Origin of the sequence: Zophobihabitans entericus (genome assembly GCF_011745665.1) — a bacterium.
GTDB classification, from domain to species: Bacteria; Pseudomonadota; Gammaproteobacteria; order Enterobacterales; family Orbaceae; genus Zophobihabitans; species Zophobihabitans entericus.
This window is the reverse complement of the sequence record NZ_CP050253.1, coordinates 256,601-276,429: the sequence shown is the minus strand read 5'-3', so window position 1 is coordinate 276,429 and position 19,829 is coordinate 256,601. Positions and strand designations below refer to the sequence as shown.

Here is a 19,829-nt window from a genome sequence, read left to right as displayed (position 1 = left end):
TAATGGTGGCTAAGAAAAATATCTAAAATCGAATATTCCAACATCTTACAATGCACAGACAAATGAAGTAAAGTGCCATTCAGGTTGCGCGACGATGTCGGCGCTTTAAAAGGTAAATGACTATTCAGCGCTCAGTATTGCAGAAGCGATGCGCTGTAAGATCAAAATTTCGGAACAACTGGCTGTGATCGGCTTTAGTGATTTCTCATCTTCAGCACTGGCTTATCCGGCAATCTCTACCATATTTATTGATAAACATGTAGTTGGTGTGCACGCTGCTGATATGTTGGTTGATAAAATTGAAGGGAAAGCAGTTGAGCAAAAAATGGTAGATGTTGGATTTAAACTGATCGCTAGAGAAACAACGTAAGATTTATCATTTTCTACCATTAAATCTATCCAAACCCTTATCAGATAAAGATATTCATTATTGTGATCTGCAACAATTTTCTGTGTAAACGATATTTCTAAATTTGAGATAACCATGTATTATTACACAATAAACTATAAGAAATATGATCAATCTAAATAAACATAATAAAGAAATATGTTAATTTTATATTAACAAGGAATGGTAGGGAATGAAAAGAAGACGTTATACACCAATCTATCTTGGTGTTTTATTAGCATGCTTAACAAACACCGCTAATAGTGGCACAACTATTCTGACCGATTCAGATTTTCCGCGCGGACATACTTTTGTCAAAGGGGCCGGAAACACACTTCATATTCAAAATACTGGTACCGCCTATCTTAGCGACAGTATGGCCCATACCGGTGTTTTAAGTAGCGAACTCAATGCCATATTAATTGTTGATGACCACGTCCATGTAACCAACAATGGCATGGGAGATGCTATCCTTGTTGTAACTGGTGCAAAAGCCTATTTTAATAATGGATTAACCGCAGTCGTCGGCGCAGGAAATGACTACTTTGCCCTGGCTTCCACCGATGCAGGTTCAGAATTACATGTCACAGGCACTGCCAATGTTATTAGTCCAGATAAAATTGGATTTGGTATCTATTTAGGGAACAATACCAAAAATAGTTTTGATGATGTTAATGTGCAGGCAGGCTCAATAGGCATCCAGAATATGGGTGTAACTACCATTGATAAACAAGTAAAAATTGATCTGAATGATATTGATACAAGCTCTGTTGGTATCCTTAATTTTACCAGTACAAATGGTAAGCTGACATTAAATGACGCGGTTTCGATTAATATGACCGCGACACATAGCTTCTCTGGTTATAATTATGGGATGTATAACTCTAATAATCAGGCTGATTTTAACAACGGTTTATCCATAAATTTTATTGATAATGGCTATACTTATAGTCGTATTGGTGTTTATTCTACTGCTGGCACAGTAAAAATTGCCAATACCCTCTCAATCCTTGCATCAAAAGCAGATAGCTCCTATGCCTTATTTGCCATAAATGGGGGCAAGATTCTGGTTAATAATGCACTCGTCAATGTGAGTGGGCATTTTATCTCTTCTGGCGCCAATTCGCAGATTGATATGAGTACCGTAGCAGGTTCAATTATTGATGGAAATACTGCGCTGATAAGTGGCGGTGTAATTAATTTTAATCTTACGGATTCTAAGTGGTATTTTGACCAAAATTCAGCACTAACATTGCTGAGTGGTTCGGATAGTGATATTTATTTTATGCCATCAGCAGGAGCATATAAAACCTTAACAATGGGTACACTGTCGGGAACAAATCATACATTTTGGATGCAAACCAAACTGGATGACGGCAGTTCTCAAGAGACTGATAAAATCATTATTAGCCAAAGTGGTGCGGGTCAGCACTTACTTAACATCACTAACTCTGGTGGTTCAGGTGGATTAACTTCAGGTGATGGGATTAAAGTCGTTGAAGTGAATGGCACATCAACCAGTAACAACTTTGCCTTAAACAGTCCTGTTCGTGCTGGTATTTATGAATATACTCTGCATCAGGGCTCAACAACTAATGCTGCCGATCAAAACTGGTATTTAAGAACAACCAGCGAACAACTCAATCCGGATATCGGTACTTATTTAGGTAATCAGACTGCAGCAACCGGTTTATTTATGCACAGCTTACACGATAGATTAGGTGAGCCTCAGTATGCAGAGCGTTTTAGAAATGATAATGACAGTCAGTCATCAGCTTGGGTTAGATTGGCAACCACACATTCTAAAAATTTAGCGGGCGGTGATCTATTCAAACAACATAATACTGGCTATTTAGTGCATTTAGGTGGTGACATCGCTCAATGGACAGATAATGATAATAACCGCTACCACATTGGTCTGATGGCGGCATATGGTAAAAATGATACTGAAACCAAAAGTCAGGTTACTGGTAGTCGCGTGAAAGGAAATATTGAAGGTTACAGTCTTGGTGCCTATTTCACCTGGTACGATAATGAAAAGCTCCCTGAAGGCTGGTATGTTGATGCATGGACAATGTACAACTGGTTTGATAATGAAACTCAAAGCAGTACATATGATAGCCGTGCATGGACTAATTCTGTTGAAGCAGGTTATGCCTATAAGTTTGCTGAGAGTGAACGCTGGCAATGGATGATTGAGCCACACGCTCAGGTGGCTTACACCTATTATGATGCAGATAATCACACAGACAGTAATGGTGTCCGTGTCTCTGATGATGATGCTAGTGGTTTCTCAACCCGTTTAGGCGGGCGTTTATACCTGCGTGATGCGCTAAATCAAAAAAATGCTCAGGTATTTTTAGAAGCGAACTGGCTCTATAACAGCGCTAAAAACACCTTAAGATTTAATGGTGAGCAAATCGCGGATAACACTCCAAGTAACCGATTTGAAGTGAAAGCCGGTATGCAGGGTGCTATCACACCGAAACTGCATATTTACAGTCATATCGGTTTGCAATGGGGCAAAGATCAATACGAAGGTGCCAGCGGACAAGTCGGCGTAAAATACAACTTCTAATTATAAGTTGCGCGACATAGTCGCGCTTTATGAACTGCAAAAAGATACACGGCAGCGGGGCGTGCTCCCCGCTAAACGCCAATCTGACAACACCGCTAGTCTTGAGTTGCGTAACATAGCTATGCTATTCACTGTTTAAATCACATTATATAAAAACTGCTTATTAATCAAAGAGTTATAAATTTAAAACTTATTATATATCAAATAGATAGGAAGAAAGCGAATACATCGCGGATAAGAAATATGATGAAATCGAGCACTGCCAGCCTGAACTGCGGCAGCGCTTAACCTCTTTATTAACTCTCAAACTTAAGTCTGCTGGTAATCTCAGTGAAAATAACGCCAAGCGCATGAGCGCCGGCATCCGGATAACCAATACTTCTCTCACCAACGGTTCCTGCTCGTCCCATTCTGGCGGTGATCTGCTCGGTCTTTTTCGCGCCATCAACGGCCGCTTTAGCTCCTGACACAAAAGCCTCCTGCATACTGGTTGGCTTTTGACTGCACTGAGTCCAGCTATCAGCACAAGGTACTAAGGCATCAATTAACGTCTTATCACCAACCACAGCACCACGACCAAACGATCTCTCTCCCACAGTCTGAATACCTTTTACACTGGCTTGCAGCATCTGAGCAAAATCACTGACAGTCAGTTGAGATTTATTCTCACAACTTTTTGCCGCCGACTTAAAGGCAAAGCCCCAAATCGGACCAGAAGCGCCACCACAATGCTCCATTATCACAATTGAACAGTGATCAAGGAAACTACCAATATCGCCTGACTGAGAGACTATATCATTCCACTCTGCTTTAAGTTGCTTAAAGCCCTTTGCCACACTCATGCCAAAATCACCATCACCGGCATGTGAATCAAGCTCACAAAATGCCTGCTCATTGGCGATAATAATCTCACCCATCTGGAAAATAATCTGTTTTAAATTCTCATAGGAGATGACATTATTTTTGATAATAGCGCTGCCGGTCTTAGTTAGATCAATCGTTTGCTGATTTGCTTGCTGACTACTCAACATCGGCTGGAAGTCCGCTTTATCAGAACACTCCTGACCAGAAACATTAAACGCTGGTGTAACGCATTTAGCGTGCAGATAACCTTTTAACTCATCATTCAGTTTCATGACAGAGAGTGAGGCACCCGCCATATCAATGCTGGTCATATAATTACCGACAAAAATTTTATCCAGCTTGACACCAAGCTGAACCAGTTCTTGCGAAACGTAATAATTTAAAATATATAACTCAAGTAACGGTGTAGCCCCAAAGCCATTGATCAGCACCGCGATATCATCTTTTTTGCCCAGCTTTAAATCATCGGCAACAGCTTTCACCATACGATTAGCCAGCTGTTGTGCTGAGACAATCTTTTCACGACGAATACCCGGTTCACCATGAATCCCGACACCGTATTCCATCTCATCTTCCGCTAAGGAAAAGGTTGGAGTACCTTTAGCCGGAACGGTACAAGAATTGAACGCAAAGCCGATACTTCTGACCTGACTGGCAGCTTTACTGGCAACAGTTTTTACTTCATTTAACGATAAGCCTTTCTCGGCAGCTGCACCGGCAATTTTATGTACCAGAACAGTTCCCGCCACGCCACGGCGACCAACGGTATAAAGGCTATCCTGAACAGCAATATCATCATCCACTTTGACATAATCAACTTTAATGCCGTCCATGCCAGCTAAAAACGCCGCATTTTGGAAGTTCATCATATCGCCGCTATAGTTTTTGATGATAAGCAGCGTACCTTTAGCACTTTGTGTTGCTTTGATCGCCTGATAAACTTGAATTTGTGAAGGGGAGGCAAAAATATCTCCGCACACAGCCGCATCAAGCATACCTGAGCCGATAAAACCTGCGTGAGCAGGTTCATGCCCGCTGCCACCACCACTAATCAGCGTCACTTTACTCGTATCAATATGGCGTTTTTTGATGGTTTTATATTTGGTAATAAGCTCAAGTTGTGGATTTGCTGCCACAATGCCGTGACACATTTCCAGTACCATTGTTTCCGGTTGATTCATGATTTTTTTCATGGATTATTGACCTCCGCATTGCTTATAATTTTGACCAATTTGATCTGCGGTAATAATAGCAGCTTTTACTGTATCAACAGTAATTGAGAATGGCATCGCGTGGATCGATTCCTCTTTAATACAGGCTTTTTCAGCAATTTCGGTCAGTTGTTTATCCGTAATACTTTTCACACCAATATCAGCTAAACACACGGGTAGTCCAATGGATAAACAAAACTCTAGTACCTGCTCGATCTCTTCCATTGGTGCGTTTTCCAGCACGAGCTGTGCTAGTGTACCAAAGGCGACTTTTTCACCATGAAAATAATGATGAGTCTCATCTAAAATCGTTAAACCATCATGAATAGCGTGTGCAGCTGCCAGTCCGCCGCTTTCAAAACCAAGTCCGGACAATAAAATATTCGCTTCAACAATATTTTCCAGTGCTGGCGTTACCACATTATGGTCGCAGGCTAGCTTGGCCTTTAAACCGTCATTGAGTAGAGTCTCATAGCAAAGTGTAGCTAGTGCATAAGCGGCAAGTGTCGGTTTAGCGGGTAGACAATCACCAACGCGGGCGCCACAAGGCAGGCCTGCATTCACATTAGCATAAGATTGCTGGTTTGCGCGCGCTTCAAAATAAGTGGATAGTGCATCACCCATACCTGAGACTAAAAAGCGAGTCGGTGCTTTGGCGATAATTGTGGTATCAACCAGTACGACATTCGGGCTTTGTTTAAAGTATGCATAATCATCAAAAGCACCTTCTGGTGTATATAACACCGCAGAGTGACTGGTTGGAGCATCAGTTGCTGCAATGGTTGGGACAATAATTAAATTATGACCTTCTGCTACGCATTTGGCAGTATCAATGGCTTTACCACCGCCTAAAGCAATGATGCAATCACACTTATTATTTTGTGCGACTTCCTTGAGTTTCTTTACTTCCTGTCGTGAACATTCACCTTTAAAATCACTGGTAACAAATGTGATTGCAAATTTCTTTGCTGTACTATCCAGCTGAGATTTTACGCGAGTAATATCATCAGGATGAGCAATTAATAACGCGGAAGAACCAAATTCTTTAACAAAATAGCCTAAATTAAGTAACTCGTTCTCACCTTGAATATATTTAGTTGGACAAATAAATGCCTTTCTCATAGCTGCTCCTTATCTGTGATTACAGGCTATGAAGCCCATACAATCATTTCAGATATTTAAAATAGACCACCACCTTGACATGGTGGTGGTCGGGGATGATTATTTCAGTGTCTGTAAAGCTACTTTATCCATCACTTTATTATTGATATAAATCGGGCGTTTCTCATCTTTTGGTAAAGTGATGGCAAGTTCTTTCCATGCCGGAACATATTTGCCTTTTACTTTTAACGTTAAATCGATACGTTCATTGGTAGAAGACATCTTCCAGTCGATCCAAAGAGCCTGATCTTTCTGGTAACCATAGCTTTCACCGTCATCTTCAAAGAATGAACCGGTTGTTTTTGCTACACCTTTAGCCGGGAATACTCTAAACTCACGGTAGTTATCTTCTTTATGATTAACGTAAGCCATGCGTTTAGCGGTCGGAATAATTGAACCTGCTCTGACAAGTAGAGGCAGAGTTTCCAGCGGTGCAGGTAAGGTGATTGATTGCTTACCTGTGAACCATTGATGAGTATGGAAGCAGTACCAGCCTGTTTCATTATCAGGTAAGTAAACTGTTCTTTCGCGCTGGCCTTGCTCAACCACGCTGGCCACTAAAATATCTTTACCGATCAGGAAGTCATCTGTCTCCGCAAAAGTATTCACATCATGCTCGTGATCGAGGAATGTTGGTCTAAGCATTGGCTCATCATCATTATGGGCTTGCCATAACAAGTTATAGAAATACGGGAGTAATTCGTAACGCAGGCAGATTGTATCTCTAATAATTGGTGTGATTTCCGGATACATCCATGGTTCATTAACTGTTTTATCATCATTCCAGGAGTGAATCGTGAAACGAGGATGCATAATACCGTTTTGTACCCAGCGGACAAAAAGCTCTGGATCAGGTTTGTTGCCGGAGAATCCTCCCACATCATGACCAACGTTATACAGGCCTGATAAACTCATGCCGACACCCATACGCGTGTTATAGCGTAGTGTTTGCCAGCTGGTACGGTTGTCTCCACTCCACGTTTGTACGTAGCGCTGCATACCGGCACAACCAGAACGAGAGATTAAATAAGGACGTATAGTTGGTGCAAATTTTTGTTGCGCTTCCATTGAGGAACGGCACATGAGCAGTGGCATAACCGGACGAATATGTTTGATTGGAATCTCTTTCCCAAAACCGTAACACCGTGCTTCACCATCCCAGACTTCATACTCATTATTATCATTCCAGGTTGAATCAATGCCCATTTCCAGTAGTTGTTTAGTGACGTTTGTTTTCCACCAGTTAAAGGCTTTTGGGTTGGTGAAATCAAGGTGAGAGCCTTCATCATCCCAGAATACTGAGCGCTCAGGATTGTCACTTTCTGAATCTTTAATAAATAATCCCTGAGCTGCCGCTTCCTGATATTTTGGATGATCTTGCAATAAACACGGCTTGATATTAGCGGCTAATCTAAAACCATTGTCATGGAAGGCTTTAGACAGGACTTTTGGTTGAGGCACTTTGTCATAGTTCCAGTTAAATACATAACGTTTGTTACCAATTGAAGTATAGCCGGATGATAACTGGAATGAGTCGCATGGAATACCGTGTTCTTTACACAGTTTAATAAACTCTTGTAGTTGTTCCTGAGCATTGGGTGCATCAGTGTAATGCATGGTTGAACCGCTATAACCTAGACTCCATTTAGGTCCAAAGAAGGTTTTTCCGGTAAGTTGTACAAACGATTTTGTCACATCAAGAACTTTTGGCCCGACAAAGAGATAGTAATCAATATCACCTGCTTCAGCCTGATAACGTCGATATGACAGATGGTAGTTATCCAGCTCTTTACCTAAATCCAGCCAGCAGCAACTTAAGTTATCGTAAAACAGACCAAAGCTGACCTCATTACGACGTGTGATAGTAAAAGGAATATGTTTATAAAGTGGATCGGTATCTTTGGCGTTATAGCCCATTGCATCTAAGTTACGCATTTCAAAACGACGGCCAGCACGGTTTAGATCACCCGCTTTTTCACCCAGGCCGTAATATTGTTCATCTTTATAACGGCGCTGATAGTGTGCAATACCATCACCGTGGGCATTTAGCAGATAAGCTCCGGTACCACGATCGGCAACCAGTAGCTCCCATTCATCGCTAGCATTTTTATATTCCCATGTCAGAGTCAGTGGTTGAGTGACAGTTACTCGTAGTTGCTCAGTACTGATAATAATTTTATCGTCACTTTTTGATAACTGATAAACAGGCAAAGAGAACCCTTCTGTACTGAGGCGATCACGTCCTTCGATGGGGGTGTCTTGAGTCGGAGCAATACTCCAGGTTCTGTCTAAAGAGAGCTGGTTATTACGTTTGATTAAAACACGGAATAGTTTTTGCTCCAGAACATAAATACAAAAATTGTACTTATCATCAACTAAGAGCTCGATACAATCATTATCTTGTTGTTTAAATTGCCAATTCTTTAATGTCTTCATAAGATGAATCCTTTTTTATCTCGGTATCAATATACTGCTATCTTGATCGTCAGGATACCGAATTTATTCTATTTTAGAGATGGTAACGGTAAGCGTCAGCATCTCTTTTAATTTGTGCTACAGACTTAACATAATTATCTGTATTTTATTTATATATCAAATGGTTAATGGCTATTTTGTGACCAGATTATTTTTCTTTCTTCTCTCTGCAACTAGTGCGATTAAGAAGACTGCACCGATTAAGTCTAAGAAGCCCATGATGACAAACAACGGACCAAAACCAATAGTTTGTGAGAAAGCTCCAATAATTAATGAGAAAATGAAACTGGCAATCCATGCAGATGAACCACGCATTCCGTTCATTGTGGCTACCTGATTTTTATCAAAACTATCAACCACGATCGCGCTTAACATACAAGAGATGACTTGATGGCCAAATCCACCGATTGAGATCAGTAGAATGGCGATATAAGGGTCTTTAGTGATAGCAACTGCTGCTAAAGAAACCATTAAAAATGCACCGGTAACTGAGCTGGCGATGACTGAATTGATACGTGATAAATCAAACCACTTGGCATATAACTTAGTTAAGTAACCACTGGCGATACTACCAATATCGGCAAATAAGAACGGTAACCAGGCAAACATGGCAATTTGTTTAATATCCATGCCTTGCTCTTGTGCTAAATATAATGGTACCCAGAAGCTAAAGGTTGCCCATGCCGGTTCTGCCAGAAATGCCGGGATACAGATACCGTAGAATTTTTTCATTTTTACCAGTGAAGACAAAGACTTGAAAAATGAAAGTTTTGGTTGTTCCGGCTCAAGGTCCTGAGCAATATATTTACGTTCTGCGTCACTTAAGTTCTTATGTTTATTCGGGTCGTTATAGAATTTTAACCAAACAAAACACCATGCCAAAGCTAAAATACCTGATACGATAAATGCGCCGCGCCAGCCTAAAGCAACATGGAAAATAACGATGATTGGTGGTGCAAGCATCGCACCAATAGAGAACCCAACACCAGCCCAGCCTGCTGCAACCGGACGTTCTTTTTTAGGGAACCATTCAGCAATGACTTTCGCATTAGCAGGGGTTGCTGCTGCTTCTGAACCACCCATGACAAAACGTAAAATAGCCAGATGGATCCAGTTGCCGGCACCAGCATGGAAAATACATGCCACGCTCCAGATAACAGCAAAGATAAAGAATCCTATTCTCAAACCAATGAAGTCAATAAACCAGCCACAAATGGGTTGGAATATGGTGTAGGCTAACTGGAATGAAGCAACAATATAAGAATACTGTTGCGTGGTCATTTGTAGATCTTCAATCAATTCTGAAGCCAGAATACCCAGTGAGTTTCTGGTAATGTAGTTAACGGTGACACCACATAAAAATAGAATCAAAATATACCATCGAAGGTTTTTCAACTTAGGTTTTGCCGATGGTTCTTGTATAGCTACGTTGTCTTGCATACAAACTCCTATTGGTTCTTTTGTAGTTTATTCTTAATGTATTGTTTTATATTGATTATTTATTTGGTGAAGTAACGTTTAGCGTTGTTGTAGCAGATGTCACTGACCATTTTGCCAACCAGATCAAAATCACCCGGAAGCTCTCCTTTTGTCATCCAGTCACCTAACATATTGCATAAGATACGCCTAAAATATTCGTGTCTGGTAAAGGACAGGAAGCTACGCGAGTCGGTTAACATACCCACAAACTGACTTAGCAGACCCAGCTGGGAAAGCTGCATAATCTGGCGCTCCATACCGTCTTTTTGATCGTTAAACCACCAGCCGGACCCAAACTGCACTTTGCCTGGAATATCAGAACTCTGGAAATTACCGATCATGGTGGCGATCATTTCGTTATCTTTCGGATTTAGGCAGTAAATAATAGTTTTTGGTAACTGGTTGGTCACATCTAACGCATTGAGTAAACGAGACAGTGGCTCTGCAAAGTTACGGTCTCCCATTGAGTCAAAGCCGGCATCAGGACCTAATTTGGCAAACATACGTTGATTATTGTTACGTAGTGCACCAAGGTGCAATTGCATGGCCCAATGACGGGTATGATATTGATGGCCCATCCAGACCAGAACTGCAGTACTAAATTGAGCAATTTCCAGCTCATTTAGTGGTTGATTGGTGAGCCTTTTAGTTAAAATGGTATCCAGTACTTTTTCTGCTGGGATATCGGCGTATCGTAGTACTTCGATCCCGTGATCAGAGGCTTCACAACCGTGTTTTTCAAAGTGATCAAGGCGCTTTTCTAGAGCCGCGGTGAGCTTCTCAAACGAGTCGATATGAATATTGGCGGACAGACCTAGTGCTTGTAGATAATCAACAAAGCCCGGTAACTCGATTTTGAATGCTTTGTCCGGGCGCCAGCTTGGTCTGACGTTAGTGGTAAAGTTGGTATCAGCAGCGATTTGGTGGTGATATTCCAGTGAATCAACCGGATCGTCGGTAGTCCCCACCGCTTTAACATTCATCTGTTTTAAGATGCCACGAGTAGAAAACTCTGGTGTAGACAGCTTTTCATTCGCCTGATGCCAGATTTGTTCTGCCGTTTTCTCACTAAAAAGAATATTTTTAATACCAAATGGACGACGCAGCTCTAAATGAGTCCAGTGATAAACCGGATTACCCAGTGTCATCGGAGCAATTTTTGCCCATGCCTGATATTTCTCATAATCAGAAGCATCGCCTGTGATTAGGTTTTCATCAATGCCTGCCGTGCGTAATACGCGCCATTTATAGTGATCACCAGCCAGCCAGATTTCAGATAAATTGCGGAATTGTCTGTTTTCTGCGATCTCTTTTGGTGGCAAATGGCAATGGAAATCATAAATAGGCTGATCCTGCGCATACTCAAAATAGAGGCGCTGTGCAGCATCGCTATGTAACAGGAAATTATCATCTAAAAAGTTTTTCATATTGTGACCTGATTAAAAAGTTAAATTCTGAATTGTGTGTTTAGCACCATGCTGCATTAAAGATAGATAATGTTGTGTCACCAGCGCTTTAAATTGGGTATGGTTTGGCAGGTCAGCGCCAAAAACAGCATCTAAGCTAAGTAGTTTATTCACTCGGTCAGCACCATCGGTACTTTGTGCTACCAATGTTTTCAGTGTGGCAATCATGGGATCTTGTACGTCAATTGCTTGTTTATGATCATCAATACCGCCCACATATCGCATCCAGCCTGCAACACCCAGTGCTAACAATGAATAATCTGAACCTTGTTTGATATGCCAGCGGATTGAATCAAGCATACGTTGTGGTAATTTTTGGGTGCCATCCATGGCGATTTGCCATGTTTTGTGTTTTAGCGATGGATTACTAAAGCGCTCAATCAGCTTATCGGCATAATCTTGTAAATTGACGTGAGCTGGGACATGTAAGGTTGGCGCCTGTTGTTTCATCATTAATTGTTTGGTAGCTTTCTTATAATCAGCATCATTCATACAATCATTGATATGCTGATAACCGGCTAAGTAGCCCAGGTAAGCAAGGAAAGAGTGGCTACCATTTAGCATACGCAGTTTCATCTCTTCATAAGGCACCACGTCATCCACAAACTCTGCACCGACTTCGTTCCAGTTTGGGCGACCGGTAACAAATTTATCTTCAATCACCCACTGGATAAATGGTTCACAGGCAATACCGCAAGGATCTTGCATTCCGCCCAGCACTTTTGTAATTTCTGACAGTGTTTCTGGTGTTGCTGCCGGTACAATTCTGTCGACCATCGTGCATGGGAAGGTCGTGTTTTGCTCAATCCATTTCGCCAGATTTGGATCTCTTTCTTGGGCTAATCCCAGTACTGCTTGTTTTAAAACCAGACCATTTTCCGGAATATTGTCACAGGACAGGGCGGTAAAAGATGTCAGACCACTTTTCATTCGGCGATTTAATGCTTCAACAATCACTCCCGGTGCAGATTGTGGTTTACTCGGGTTTTGCAAATCCGCTTTAATCAGTGAGTTATTTAGATCAAGTCCTGCACCACCAGGTAGCATACAGTAGCCCTTCTCAGTCACTGTTAGTGATACAATCTCAATCGCCGGGTCAGACATTTTTTGTAAAATGGACTCGATTCCATCAACAGGTGCAAGAAGGGACTCTTTCACTGCACCAATAATAAACGCCTTTTTTGATGCTGCTCCTTTCTCTAAAACAGTATAAAGATGGTCTTGTTTACGAATTTGGTTTACCAGTTCTTCACCACCAACGATGTTTACTTCGCAAATTGCCCAGTTACTGGTTCCGGTATTTAATAGTCTGTCTGTAAACAGAGCCTGATGTGCCCGATGGAAAGCACCAAAGCCCAGATGAACTATTCGGGACACCATTTTGCTGCGATCGTAATGTGGGTAATGCTTGATGGATTGTGGTAATTTCGAGATCTCTAACATGATTATTCACCATTAAATTGGATGTACAAAACACTATATTTGGTAGACATACTTTCATTTGCCTTCAAAATTTTCATCCTTATTTTTCATATTTTGTGATTTGTATCTCATTTTTTGGTTTATTTTTATTCGCTCTTTGACAAAGATCATGAAATAACATTAAATATTGGTATGCCAATTTTGTGATTTGAAATTTATTTACTAAGAAACTTCTGAATAAAGTCATAATTAGCGTATAATTCAACCAAACTTATTTCAGATATAAGGGTATTTATAAATGGTTGCTTTAAACCGTCTCTACCAGGATATTGGTAATGAACTAAAGTCTTTATTAAAGAATGGGACTTATAAAATTGGTGAGCGATTACCACCAGAGCGTGATATTGCTGAAACTTTTGGCGTCAGTCGAACTGTAGTGCGTGAAGCGTTAATCATGCTTGAGCTGGAGAACCTTATCACCGTTAAGAAAGGCTCAGGTGTTTATGTAATTGGTTTACCAGATGAGACATTGTCTGAACATGATAAGTTGATCGAGGAAACCGATGTGGGTCCTTTTGAGCTGCTACAAGCCAGACAACTTATTGAAAGTAATATTGCCAGCTTTGCGGCAACGCAGATTGTGAAATCTGAAATTATGGAACTACGCGCTATTTTAGAGCAGGAAAGACTGATTCTGGATGGTGGTAGTGTTGATGACTACAGTGCTGATGAGATGTTCCATATCGCTATTGCTAAGGCGACCAAAAATTCTGTGCTGGAAAGTATGCTTAATGATCTGTGGCAAAAACGTTATTCGAGCAAAATGTGGGACAAGCTACATAGCCGTATTCAAGATCACAGTTATCGTAAAAAGTGGCTGGTTGATCATGAGAAAATTCTGCAAGCGCTGCAAATGAGAGATGCAAAAGCTGCACGTCAGGCGATGTGGCAACATTTAGAAAATGTAAAACAGACTCTCATGACTGTTTCTGATAGTGAAGATCCAAATTTTGATGGCTATTTATTTGAGTCGATTCCGGTTGATAGTTAACGGATAACATAAGTAAATTCTCTACCTTGTTTGTTCTTCATATCGCAAAGTAAATTAATAAGTTACTGTTATTTAGGAGATATAGATGGAACAAACAATGCGTTGGTACGGTCCTAAAGATCCCGTATCGTTAGACGATATTCGTCAGGCTGGCGCAACAGGTATCGTAACTGCTCTGCACCATATCCCCAATGGTGAAGTCTGGTCAGTGGAAGAGATTGAAAAACGTAAAGCTTTGCTGGCAGAGAAAAATCTGGTTTGGTCAGTAGTTGAGAGCGTTCCGGTACACGAAGAGATCAAAACCCATAGTGGTAATTTTGAAAAGCATATCGCTAACTATCAACAAACACTACGTAACTTAGGTCAATGTGGTATTGATACCGTTTGTTACAACTTTATGCCAGTTTTAGACTGGACTCGTACCGATCTTGAATATCAGCTACCTAACGGTGCTAAAGCACTACGTTTTGATCAGATCGCCTTTGCTGCCTTTGAATTACATATTCTGAAACGTCCCGGCGCAGAAAAAGATTACACGTCACAAGAAGTCGTTCAGGCTAAAGTCTATTTTGACAATATGACTCAGGCTGATATTGATAAGCTGACACGTAATATTATCGCTGGTTTACCGGGAGCTGAAGAGGGCTACACGCTTGATCAGTTCCGTGCTCATTTGGCCACCTATGACGGCATTGATAAAGCTAAGCTGCGTGAAAATATGGCTTACTTCCTGAAAAAGATTATTCCGGTTGCTGAAGAGTCGGGCATTGTTATGGCCGTTCACCCGGACGATCCACCGCGCCCAATTCTTGGCTTACCGCGTATTGTATCAACGATTGAAGATATGCAGTGGTTTAAAGAGACAGTAAATAGTATCAGTAACGGATTTACTATGTGTACCGGTTCTTATGGTGTGCGGGCTGATAACGATTTAGTTAATATGATCGATAGATTTGCTGATCGTATTCACTTTATTCATTTACGTGCAACATGTCGTGAAGAGAATCCAAAATCTTTCCATGAAGGTGATCACTTAGCGGGTGACGTGGATATGTATGGTGTGGTTAAAGCGTTACTTACCGAAGAACATCGTCGTGAAAAACAAGGTAATTACCGGTCAATTCCGATGCGTCCTGATCATGGTCACCAGATGCTGGATGACTTGAAAAAGAAAACCAATCCGGGTTATTCAGCTATTGGTCGTTTAAAAGGTCTGGCGGAAATTCGTGGTGTGGAGTTTGCGGTAAAACGCGCTTTCTTTGCTGAGTAATATCAATTTGTAATACCAATTTGTTTGTAAATAACTGTACTCAAACAAAAGGCCTGATCGTCTTGACAGGCCTTCTTTTTAAATTCGAGTACAGACTAAGATTCTGTCTGACTAAACCACTCATTGAGCTTTTGCTTTAGCTGCTCAAGTCCTTGTTTTTTCAGTGAGGAGAAATTGGCAACAGTGATATCACCCTGAAAAGGCAGAATCGCTTCTTTCACCATATTAAGCTGTTGCTTTTGAGCGCCCGAAGCTAACTTATCTGATTTAGTTAACAGCAGTAATATGGGTAAACCAACCGCAACAGCCCAGTCGATCATCTGCTGATCGAGATCTTTTAAAGGATGGCGAATATCCATAAGAACAATTAAGCCTTTTAGACTTTCACGTTTTTGTAAATATTCTCCCAGTGATTTTTGCCATTTGCGTTTTACTGCCTCTGGCACTTCTGCATAGCCGTAACCCGGCAGGTCAACTAAGCGGCAGTTTTCTTCCACTTCAAATAAGTTGATCAGCTGCGTTCGACCTGGTGTTTTACTGGTTCTGGCTAAACTTTTTTGCTGGGTTAATGCATTCAGTGCACTGGATTTGCCAGCATTAGAACGACCAGCAAAAGCAACTTCAACACCCGTATCACTCGGTAGATGAGAAATATCAGGCGCACTTGTTACAAAGTGCGTCTTAGCATAATTTAACGAACGGATGTTATCGGTCAACTTGTACTCCTAAGCTGATTTATGAGAATCATTTTGCGCTTTAAGTAAATCGCGAATCTCAGTTAGCAATACTTCTTCTTTAGTCGGTGCCGGTGGTGCTGCCGGAGCAGCCGCTGCTTCAGCTTCTTTTGTTGCACGTAATCTGTTAATTCCTTTAATTGCGATGAAGATAGACATTGCAACGATCAAGAAATCAAAGATGTTTTGAATAAAGATACCATAGTTTAATGTAACTGCAGGTGCGCCGTCTTGCGCTTCTTTTAGCACTAGTGCAAAACTTTTAAAATCGATACCGCCAAGGACTAAACCTAGTGGAGGCATGATAACATCGGCAACGAGTGATGATACGATTTTACCAAAAGCACCACCGATGATTACACCGACAGCCAGATCAACTACATTACCTTTTACTGCAAATTCACGAAACTCCTGAAAAAATTTCATGGTATAACTCCTTTTTAATTACCATTTGGTGGTGCTTATTATAATTACTAATGGGATAAAAACAACAGACTGAGGCGGGTTATTGGCAATTCCCTTAGAAGAATAGCAGTGTTCTTCTAAGGGTTAAGGGCTGAAATATCAGTATTTGGGTGATTAATTATGCAAAAATTAGTTTTATTCTGCTTTGACTATCTTTTCAATAGCTTGGGATAATCGCACCATTCCGGATTTGATCTCTTCCGGTGTAATAATCAGTGATGGAGTAAAACGCAGTACATCAGTTCCGGCATTTAAGATCATCACTCTATATTCAGTGGCAATATTGAGAAAGTCTCTGGCCCTGCCCTGATATTTAGTCTGAAGTTCAGCACCAAGTAATAACCCTTTACCACGATAGCCTTTAAACACATTGAATTGTTTATTAATTGCTTCCAGATGCTCAATAAACAGGTCGTGACGTGCCTGAATACCTTTTAATACTTCCGGTGAGTTAATAATATCAAAAGCAACTTCTGCCACGGCACATGCTAACGGATTACCACCATAAGTAGTACCATGCAGCCCCGGATGCATGACTGAGGCGACTTTCTCTGTAGTCAGCATGGCGCTGATTGGAAAGCCACCACCCAAGGCTTTAGCTGAGGTTAAGATATCCGGCTCAACGCCATATTGCATATAGGTGAATAGCGAGCCGGTTCTGCCCATGCCGCATTGTACTTCATCAAATACCAGTAAGGCGTCATACTTATCACACAACTCACGTAAACCAGTTAAAAACTCAGGAGTGGCTGAGGTTAGCCCGCCTTCTCCCTGCACGGGTTCAAGTACCACGGCACAGGTATGCTCGTCCATCACGGCTTTTACTGCATCTAAGTCATTAAACGGGACATGAACGATGTCTGCTGGTTTCGGACCAAATCCATCAGCGTATTTTGCCTGCCCACCGACAGACACAGTAAACAGCGTTCGGCCATGAAAAGCCTGATAGAAAGCGATAATCTTGGTCTTATAAGGACTAAACTTTTCAATCGCGTAGTGACGGGCAAGTTTAAATGCGGCTTCGTTTGCTTCTGCACCAGAGTTAGCAAAGAACGCACGGTCAGCAAAAGTATGTTGAATTAGTTTTTGAGCAAGACGAAGTGATGGCTCATTAGCAAATACATTACTGGTGTGCCAGAGTTTCTCACTTTGATTTTTAAGCGCGTCGACAAGCTGAGGATGACAGTGACCGAGTGCATTAACGGCAATACCTCCGGCAAAATCGATATATTCATTATCTTGTTGATCCCAAACCCGACTACCCTGACCTTTGACCGGAATAAATTGCGCAGGCGCATAAACAGGTAAAATTACTTTATCAAAAAGCGATCTGTCCACACTGGTTTTCGATGTTGATGATTTATTCTCTGTCATGATAAGAATCCTTGGTTTATCGAACAATAATTGTCCATTTTAGACCGGTTGAATTAAAAATCAATATATTTATTCAAAATAATTGCATAATAATTCAATTTAACAGATGAGCTTCTGATGTTTCTTTCTTAACTAAATGGCTTATAATAGCGAACATCATTTCGTTTTATTAATTGTGTTTGTATGACCTCTCCAACGACTTCTCCGACTGGTTCAGGACTTTCTTTCTGGCTGGTACTACTAATGGCATTTGCTGTTGGTGTTTCTGTGGCAAGTAACTATTATGCTCAGCCATTACTTCATTCTATCACCCATGATTTAGATATTTCTATTGATACATCGGGAATTATTATCACAACGGCTCAATGTAGTTATGCCTTTGGTATGCTTCTGATTGCGCCTTTAGGGGATAAGTTAGAGCGAAAATCATTGATTATTACTCTGATGATATTGACCATACTTGGACTGTTGATTAGTGCGTTTTCTAATTCGTTAGTCTGGCTGTTAATTGGTACCGCTGTGGCGGGCCTGTTTTCGGCTGTTGCTCAGGTACTCATTCCTTTTGCCGCAACGCTGGCTAATCCAGAGTACCGTGGTCGTATGGTTGGTATTTTAATGGGTGGAATGCTGCTGGGTATTTTACTCGCCAGAACATTTGCCGGTGCGATTTCTACTATGGCTGACTGGCGTACCGTTTATAGCGTAGCAGCTGGCATTATGTGTGTGATTACCCTGTTGCTTTGTTTTATGTTACCACGTTATAAAAATACCGTCAGTGTGAATTACTGGCAGCTGTTATCATCTATCGCCACACTGTTTGTACAAGAACGGGTTCTGCGAATCCGTGCTATGCTTGGTGCGATCGCGTTTGCTCTGTTCTCTCTGCTTTGGACTCCACTGGCCTTTTTGCTGAGTAATTCTCCTTATGGCTATTCTGATTTTATTATTGGTCTGTTTGGGTTTGCCGGTGTAGCCGGAGCAATGGGTGCACCAATCGTTGGGCGCCTGTCAGACAAAGGTAAGGGAGTGCTGGTGACGACTATTGGTTTAAGTTTATTGCTACTTTCATGGTTACCGCTCTCATTTGCAGCGACTTCGTTACTACTCCTGATTTTTGGTATTATTCTGATCGATTTTGCGGTGCAGGTGACACATGTTTCTTGCCTAAATGCTATCTATCAGGTGAGACCAGAAGCGCGTAGCCGTATGAACTCAGGTTACATGGTGAGCTATTTTGTGGGGGGAATGCTCGGTTCAGTCAGTTCAACTTATCTGTTTAGTCATTTTGGCTGGTTAGCTATTGTGGCTGCGGGTTCTGCACTGGCTGTACTTGGACTCTTGATCTGGTTTTATTATTTGAAGACGAAAGATCACATAACATCGTAATGATTCTGTCGTATTAATCTTTTCTCATGGAGAATGGTTTAATCGGTAATCAGCCTATTGTGAGTTTGCAGTAGGCTGATTTAAATAATGCAAATATAAACCACTTACTCATTACTTAGTTAACTAAGCTATTTTCTTCTTTTTTAGTTTTTGTTTTTGCTGCTCTTTTTGCCGACCAGATCAGTGAACATAACATTCCCCATGCTATTGTGACGATAAAAAATAGGAAGACAAAAACAATCAGTAACATGCCACGATTTCTTAATAGTGGTAGGTTTCGGATACTAAAAAGAAAGATTAATATTCCAATACCAAGTAAAACTTGTCCTATCCAATAATATTTTTTACCTTTTGGTGAAATATAATGAAGAAGTAGCTGATCGAACATGATTTTATTCCATTATTTCCTTTCATTTTAAGCGACGTAGTATAGCGTATTACCGGTCAAATTCAGACGTTTTAGATAAAAAATAAAATTCTTCTCAAAATATGATAACTAACCATA

At 41.0% G+C, this 19,829-nt stretch carries 15 protein-coding genes; 5 read left to right on the top strand and 10 right to left on the bottom strand.

Going from position 1 to position 19,829, the window contains the following annotated elements:
• The first annotated feature begins 148 nt into the window (after positions 1-148).
• Together IPMB12_RS01265 and IPMB12_RS01260 are read left to right on the top strand one after the other, a co-directional pair.
• On the top strand, positions 149-370 hold the full coding sequence (locus tag IPMB12_RS01265) for a substrate-binding domain-containing protein (protein WP_166914169.1): 222 nt from the start codon (positions 149-151) through the stop codon (positions 368-370).
• Between the two features lie 211 nt (positions 371-581).
• Positions 582-2,966, top strand: a complete 2,385-nt coding sequence (locus IPMB12_RS01260) for an autotransporter family protein (RefSeq protein WP_166914167.1) — start codon at positions 582-584, stop codon at positions 2,964-2,966.
• A 296-nt stretch (positions 2,967-3,262) separates the two neighbouring features.
• On the opposite strand, the gene dhaK is transcribed toward IPMB12_RS01260, so the two are convergent.
• The 6 genes from dhaK to IPMB12_RS01230 form a co-directional block, all read right to left on the bottom strand.
• A complete protein-coding gene (gene dhaK, locus IPMB12_RS01255; protein ID WP_166914165.1) occupies positions 3,263-5,023 on the bottom strand; it encodes a dihydroxyacetone kinase subunit DhaK in 1,761 nt (586 codons plus the stop codon).
• Positions 5,024-5,026: 3 nt separating this feature from the next.
• Positions 5,027-6,163: a glycerol dehydrogenase gene (locus IPMB12_RS01250; protein ID WP_166914163.1), complete on the bottom strand. Its 1,137-nt coding sequence runs from the start codon at positions 6,161-6,163 to the stop codon at positions 5,027-5,029.
• Positions 6,164-6,262: 99 nt separating this feature from the next.
• Entirely contained in the window at positions 6,263-8,638 is a 2,376-nt protein-coding gene (locus tag IPMB12_RS01245; protein ID WP_166914161.1) for a glycoside hydrolase family 31 protein, read from the bottom strand.
• 171 nt (positions 8,639-8,809) lie between these two features.
• On the bottom strand, positions 8,810-10,117 hold the full coding sequence (locus IPMB12_RS01240) for an MFS transporter (RefSeq protein ID WP_166914159.1): 1,308 nt from the start codon (positions 10,115-10,117) through the stop codon (positions 8,810-8,812).
• 59 nt (positions 10,118-10,176) lie between these two features.
• Entirely contained in the window at positions 10,177-11,583 is a 1,407-nt protein-coding gene (gene uxaC, locus IPMB12_RS01235) for a glucuronate isomerase (protein ID WP_166914157.1), read from the bottom strand.
• A 12-nt stretch (positions 11,584-11,595) separates the two neighbouring features.
• Entirely contained in the window at positions 11,596-13,065 is a 1,470-nt protein-coding gene (locus IPMB12_RS01230) for a mannitol dehydrogenase family protein (RefSeq protein ID WP_166914155.1), read from the bottom strand.
• 277 nt (positions 13,066-13,342) lie between these two features.
• On the opposite strand from IPMB12_RS01230, the gene IPMB12_RS01225 reads away from it, so the two are divergent.
• Positions 13,343-14,095: an FCD domain-containing protein gene (locus tag IPMB12_RS01225; RefSeq protein WP_166914152.1), complete on the top strand. Its 753-nt coding sequence runs from the start codon at positions 13,343-13,345 to the stop codon at positions 14,093-14,095.
• Positions 14,096-14,180: 85 nt separating this feature from the next.
• Positions 14,181-15,365, top strand: a complete 1,185-nt coding sequence (gene uxuA, locus IPMB12_RS01220) for a mannonate dehydratase (protein ID WP_166914150.1) — start codon at positions 14,181-14,183, stop codon at positions 15,363-15,365.
• Positions 15,366-15,460: 95 nt separating this feature from the next.
• Here the strand turns inward: uxuA and yihA are convergent, their stop codons facing one another.
• The 3 genes from yihA to argD all read right to left on the bottom strand — a co-directional run bounded on the left by yihA (position 15,461) and on the right by argD (position 17,938).
• Complete coding sequence (gene yihA, locus IPMB12_RS01215; RefSeq protein WP_407704056.1) at positions 15,461-16,081, bottom strand: ribosome biogenesis GTP-binding protein YihA/YsxC; 621 nt, start codon at positions 16,079-16,081, stop codon at positions 15,461-15,463.
• 9 nt (positions 16,082-16,090) lie between these two features.
• On the bottom strand, positions 16,091-16,525 hold the full coding sequence (gene mscL / locus IPMB12_RS01210) for a large-conductance mechanosensitive channel protein MscL (RefSeq protein WP_166914148.1): 435 nt from the start codon (positions 16,523-16,525) through the stop codon (positions 16,091-16,093).
• 174 nt (positions 16,526-16,699) lie between these two features.
• Positions 16,700-17,938, bottom strand: coding sequence for a bifunctional acetylornithine/succinyldiaminopimelate transaminase (gene argD, locus IPMB12_RS01205; RefSeq protein ID WP_166914146.1), 1,239 nt, complete (start codon positions 17,936-17,938; stop codon positions 16,700-16,702).
• 183 nt (positions 17,939-18,121) lie between these two features.
• On the opposite strand from argD, the gene IPMB12_RS01200 reads away from it, so the two are divergent.
• A complete protein-coding gene (locus IPMB12_RS01200; protein WP_166914144.1) occupies positions 18,122-19,324 on the top strand; it encodes an MFS transporter in 1,203 nt (400 codons plus the stop codon).
• A gap of 115 nt (positions 19,325-19,439) precedes the next feature.
• On the opposite strand, the gene IPMB12_RS01195 is transcribed toward IPMB12_RS01200, so the two are convergent.
• A complete protein-coding gene (locus IPMB12_RS01195) occupies positions 19,440-19,712 on the bottom strand; it encodes a DUF2207 domain-containing protein (RefSeq protein ID WP_166914142.1) in 273 nt (90 codons plus the stop codon).
• Positions 19,713-19,829: the final 117 nt, after the last annotated feature.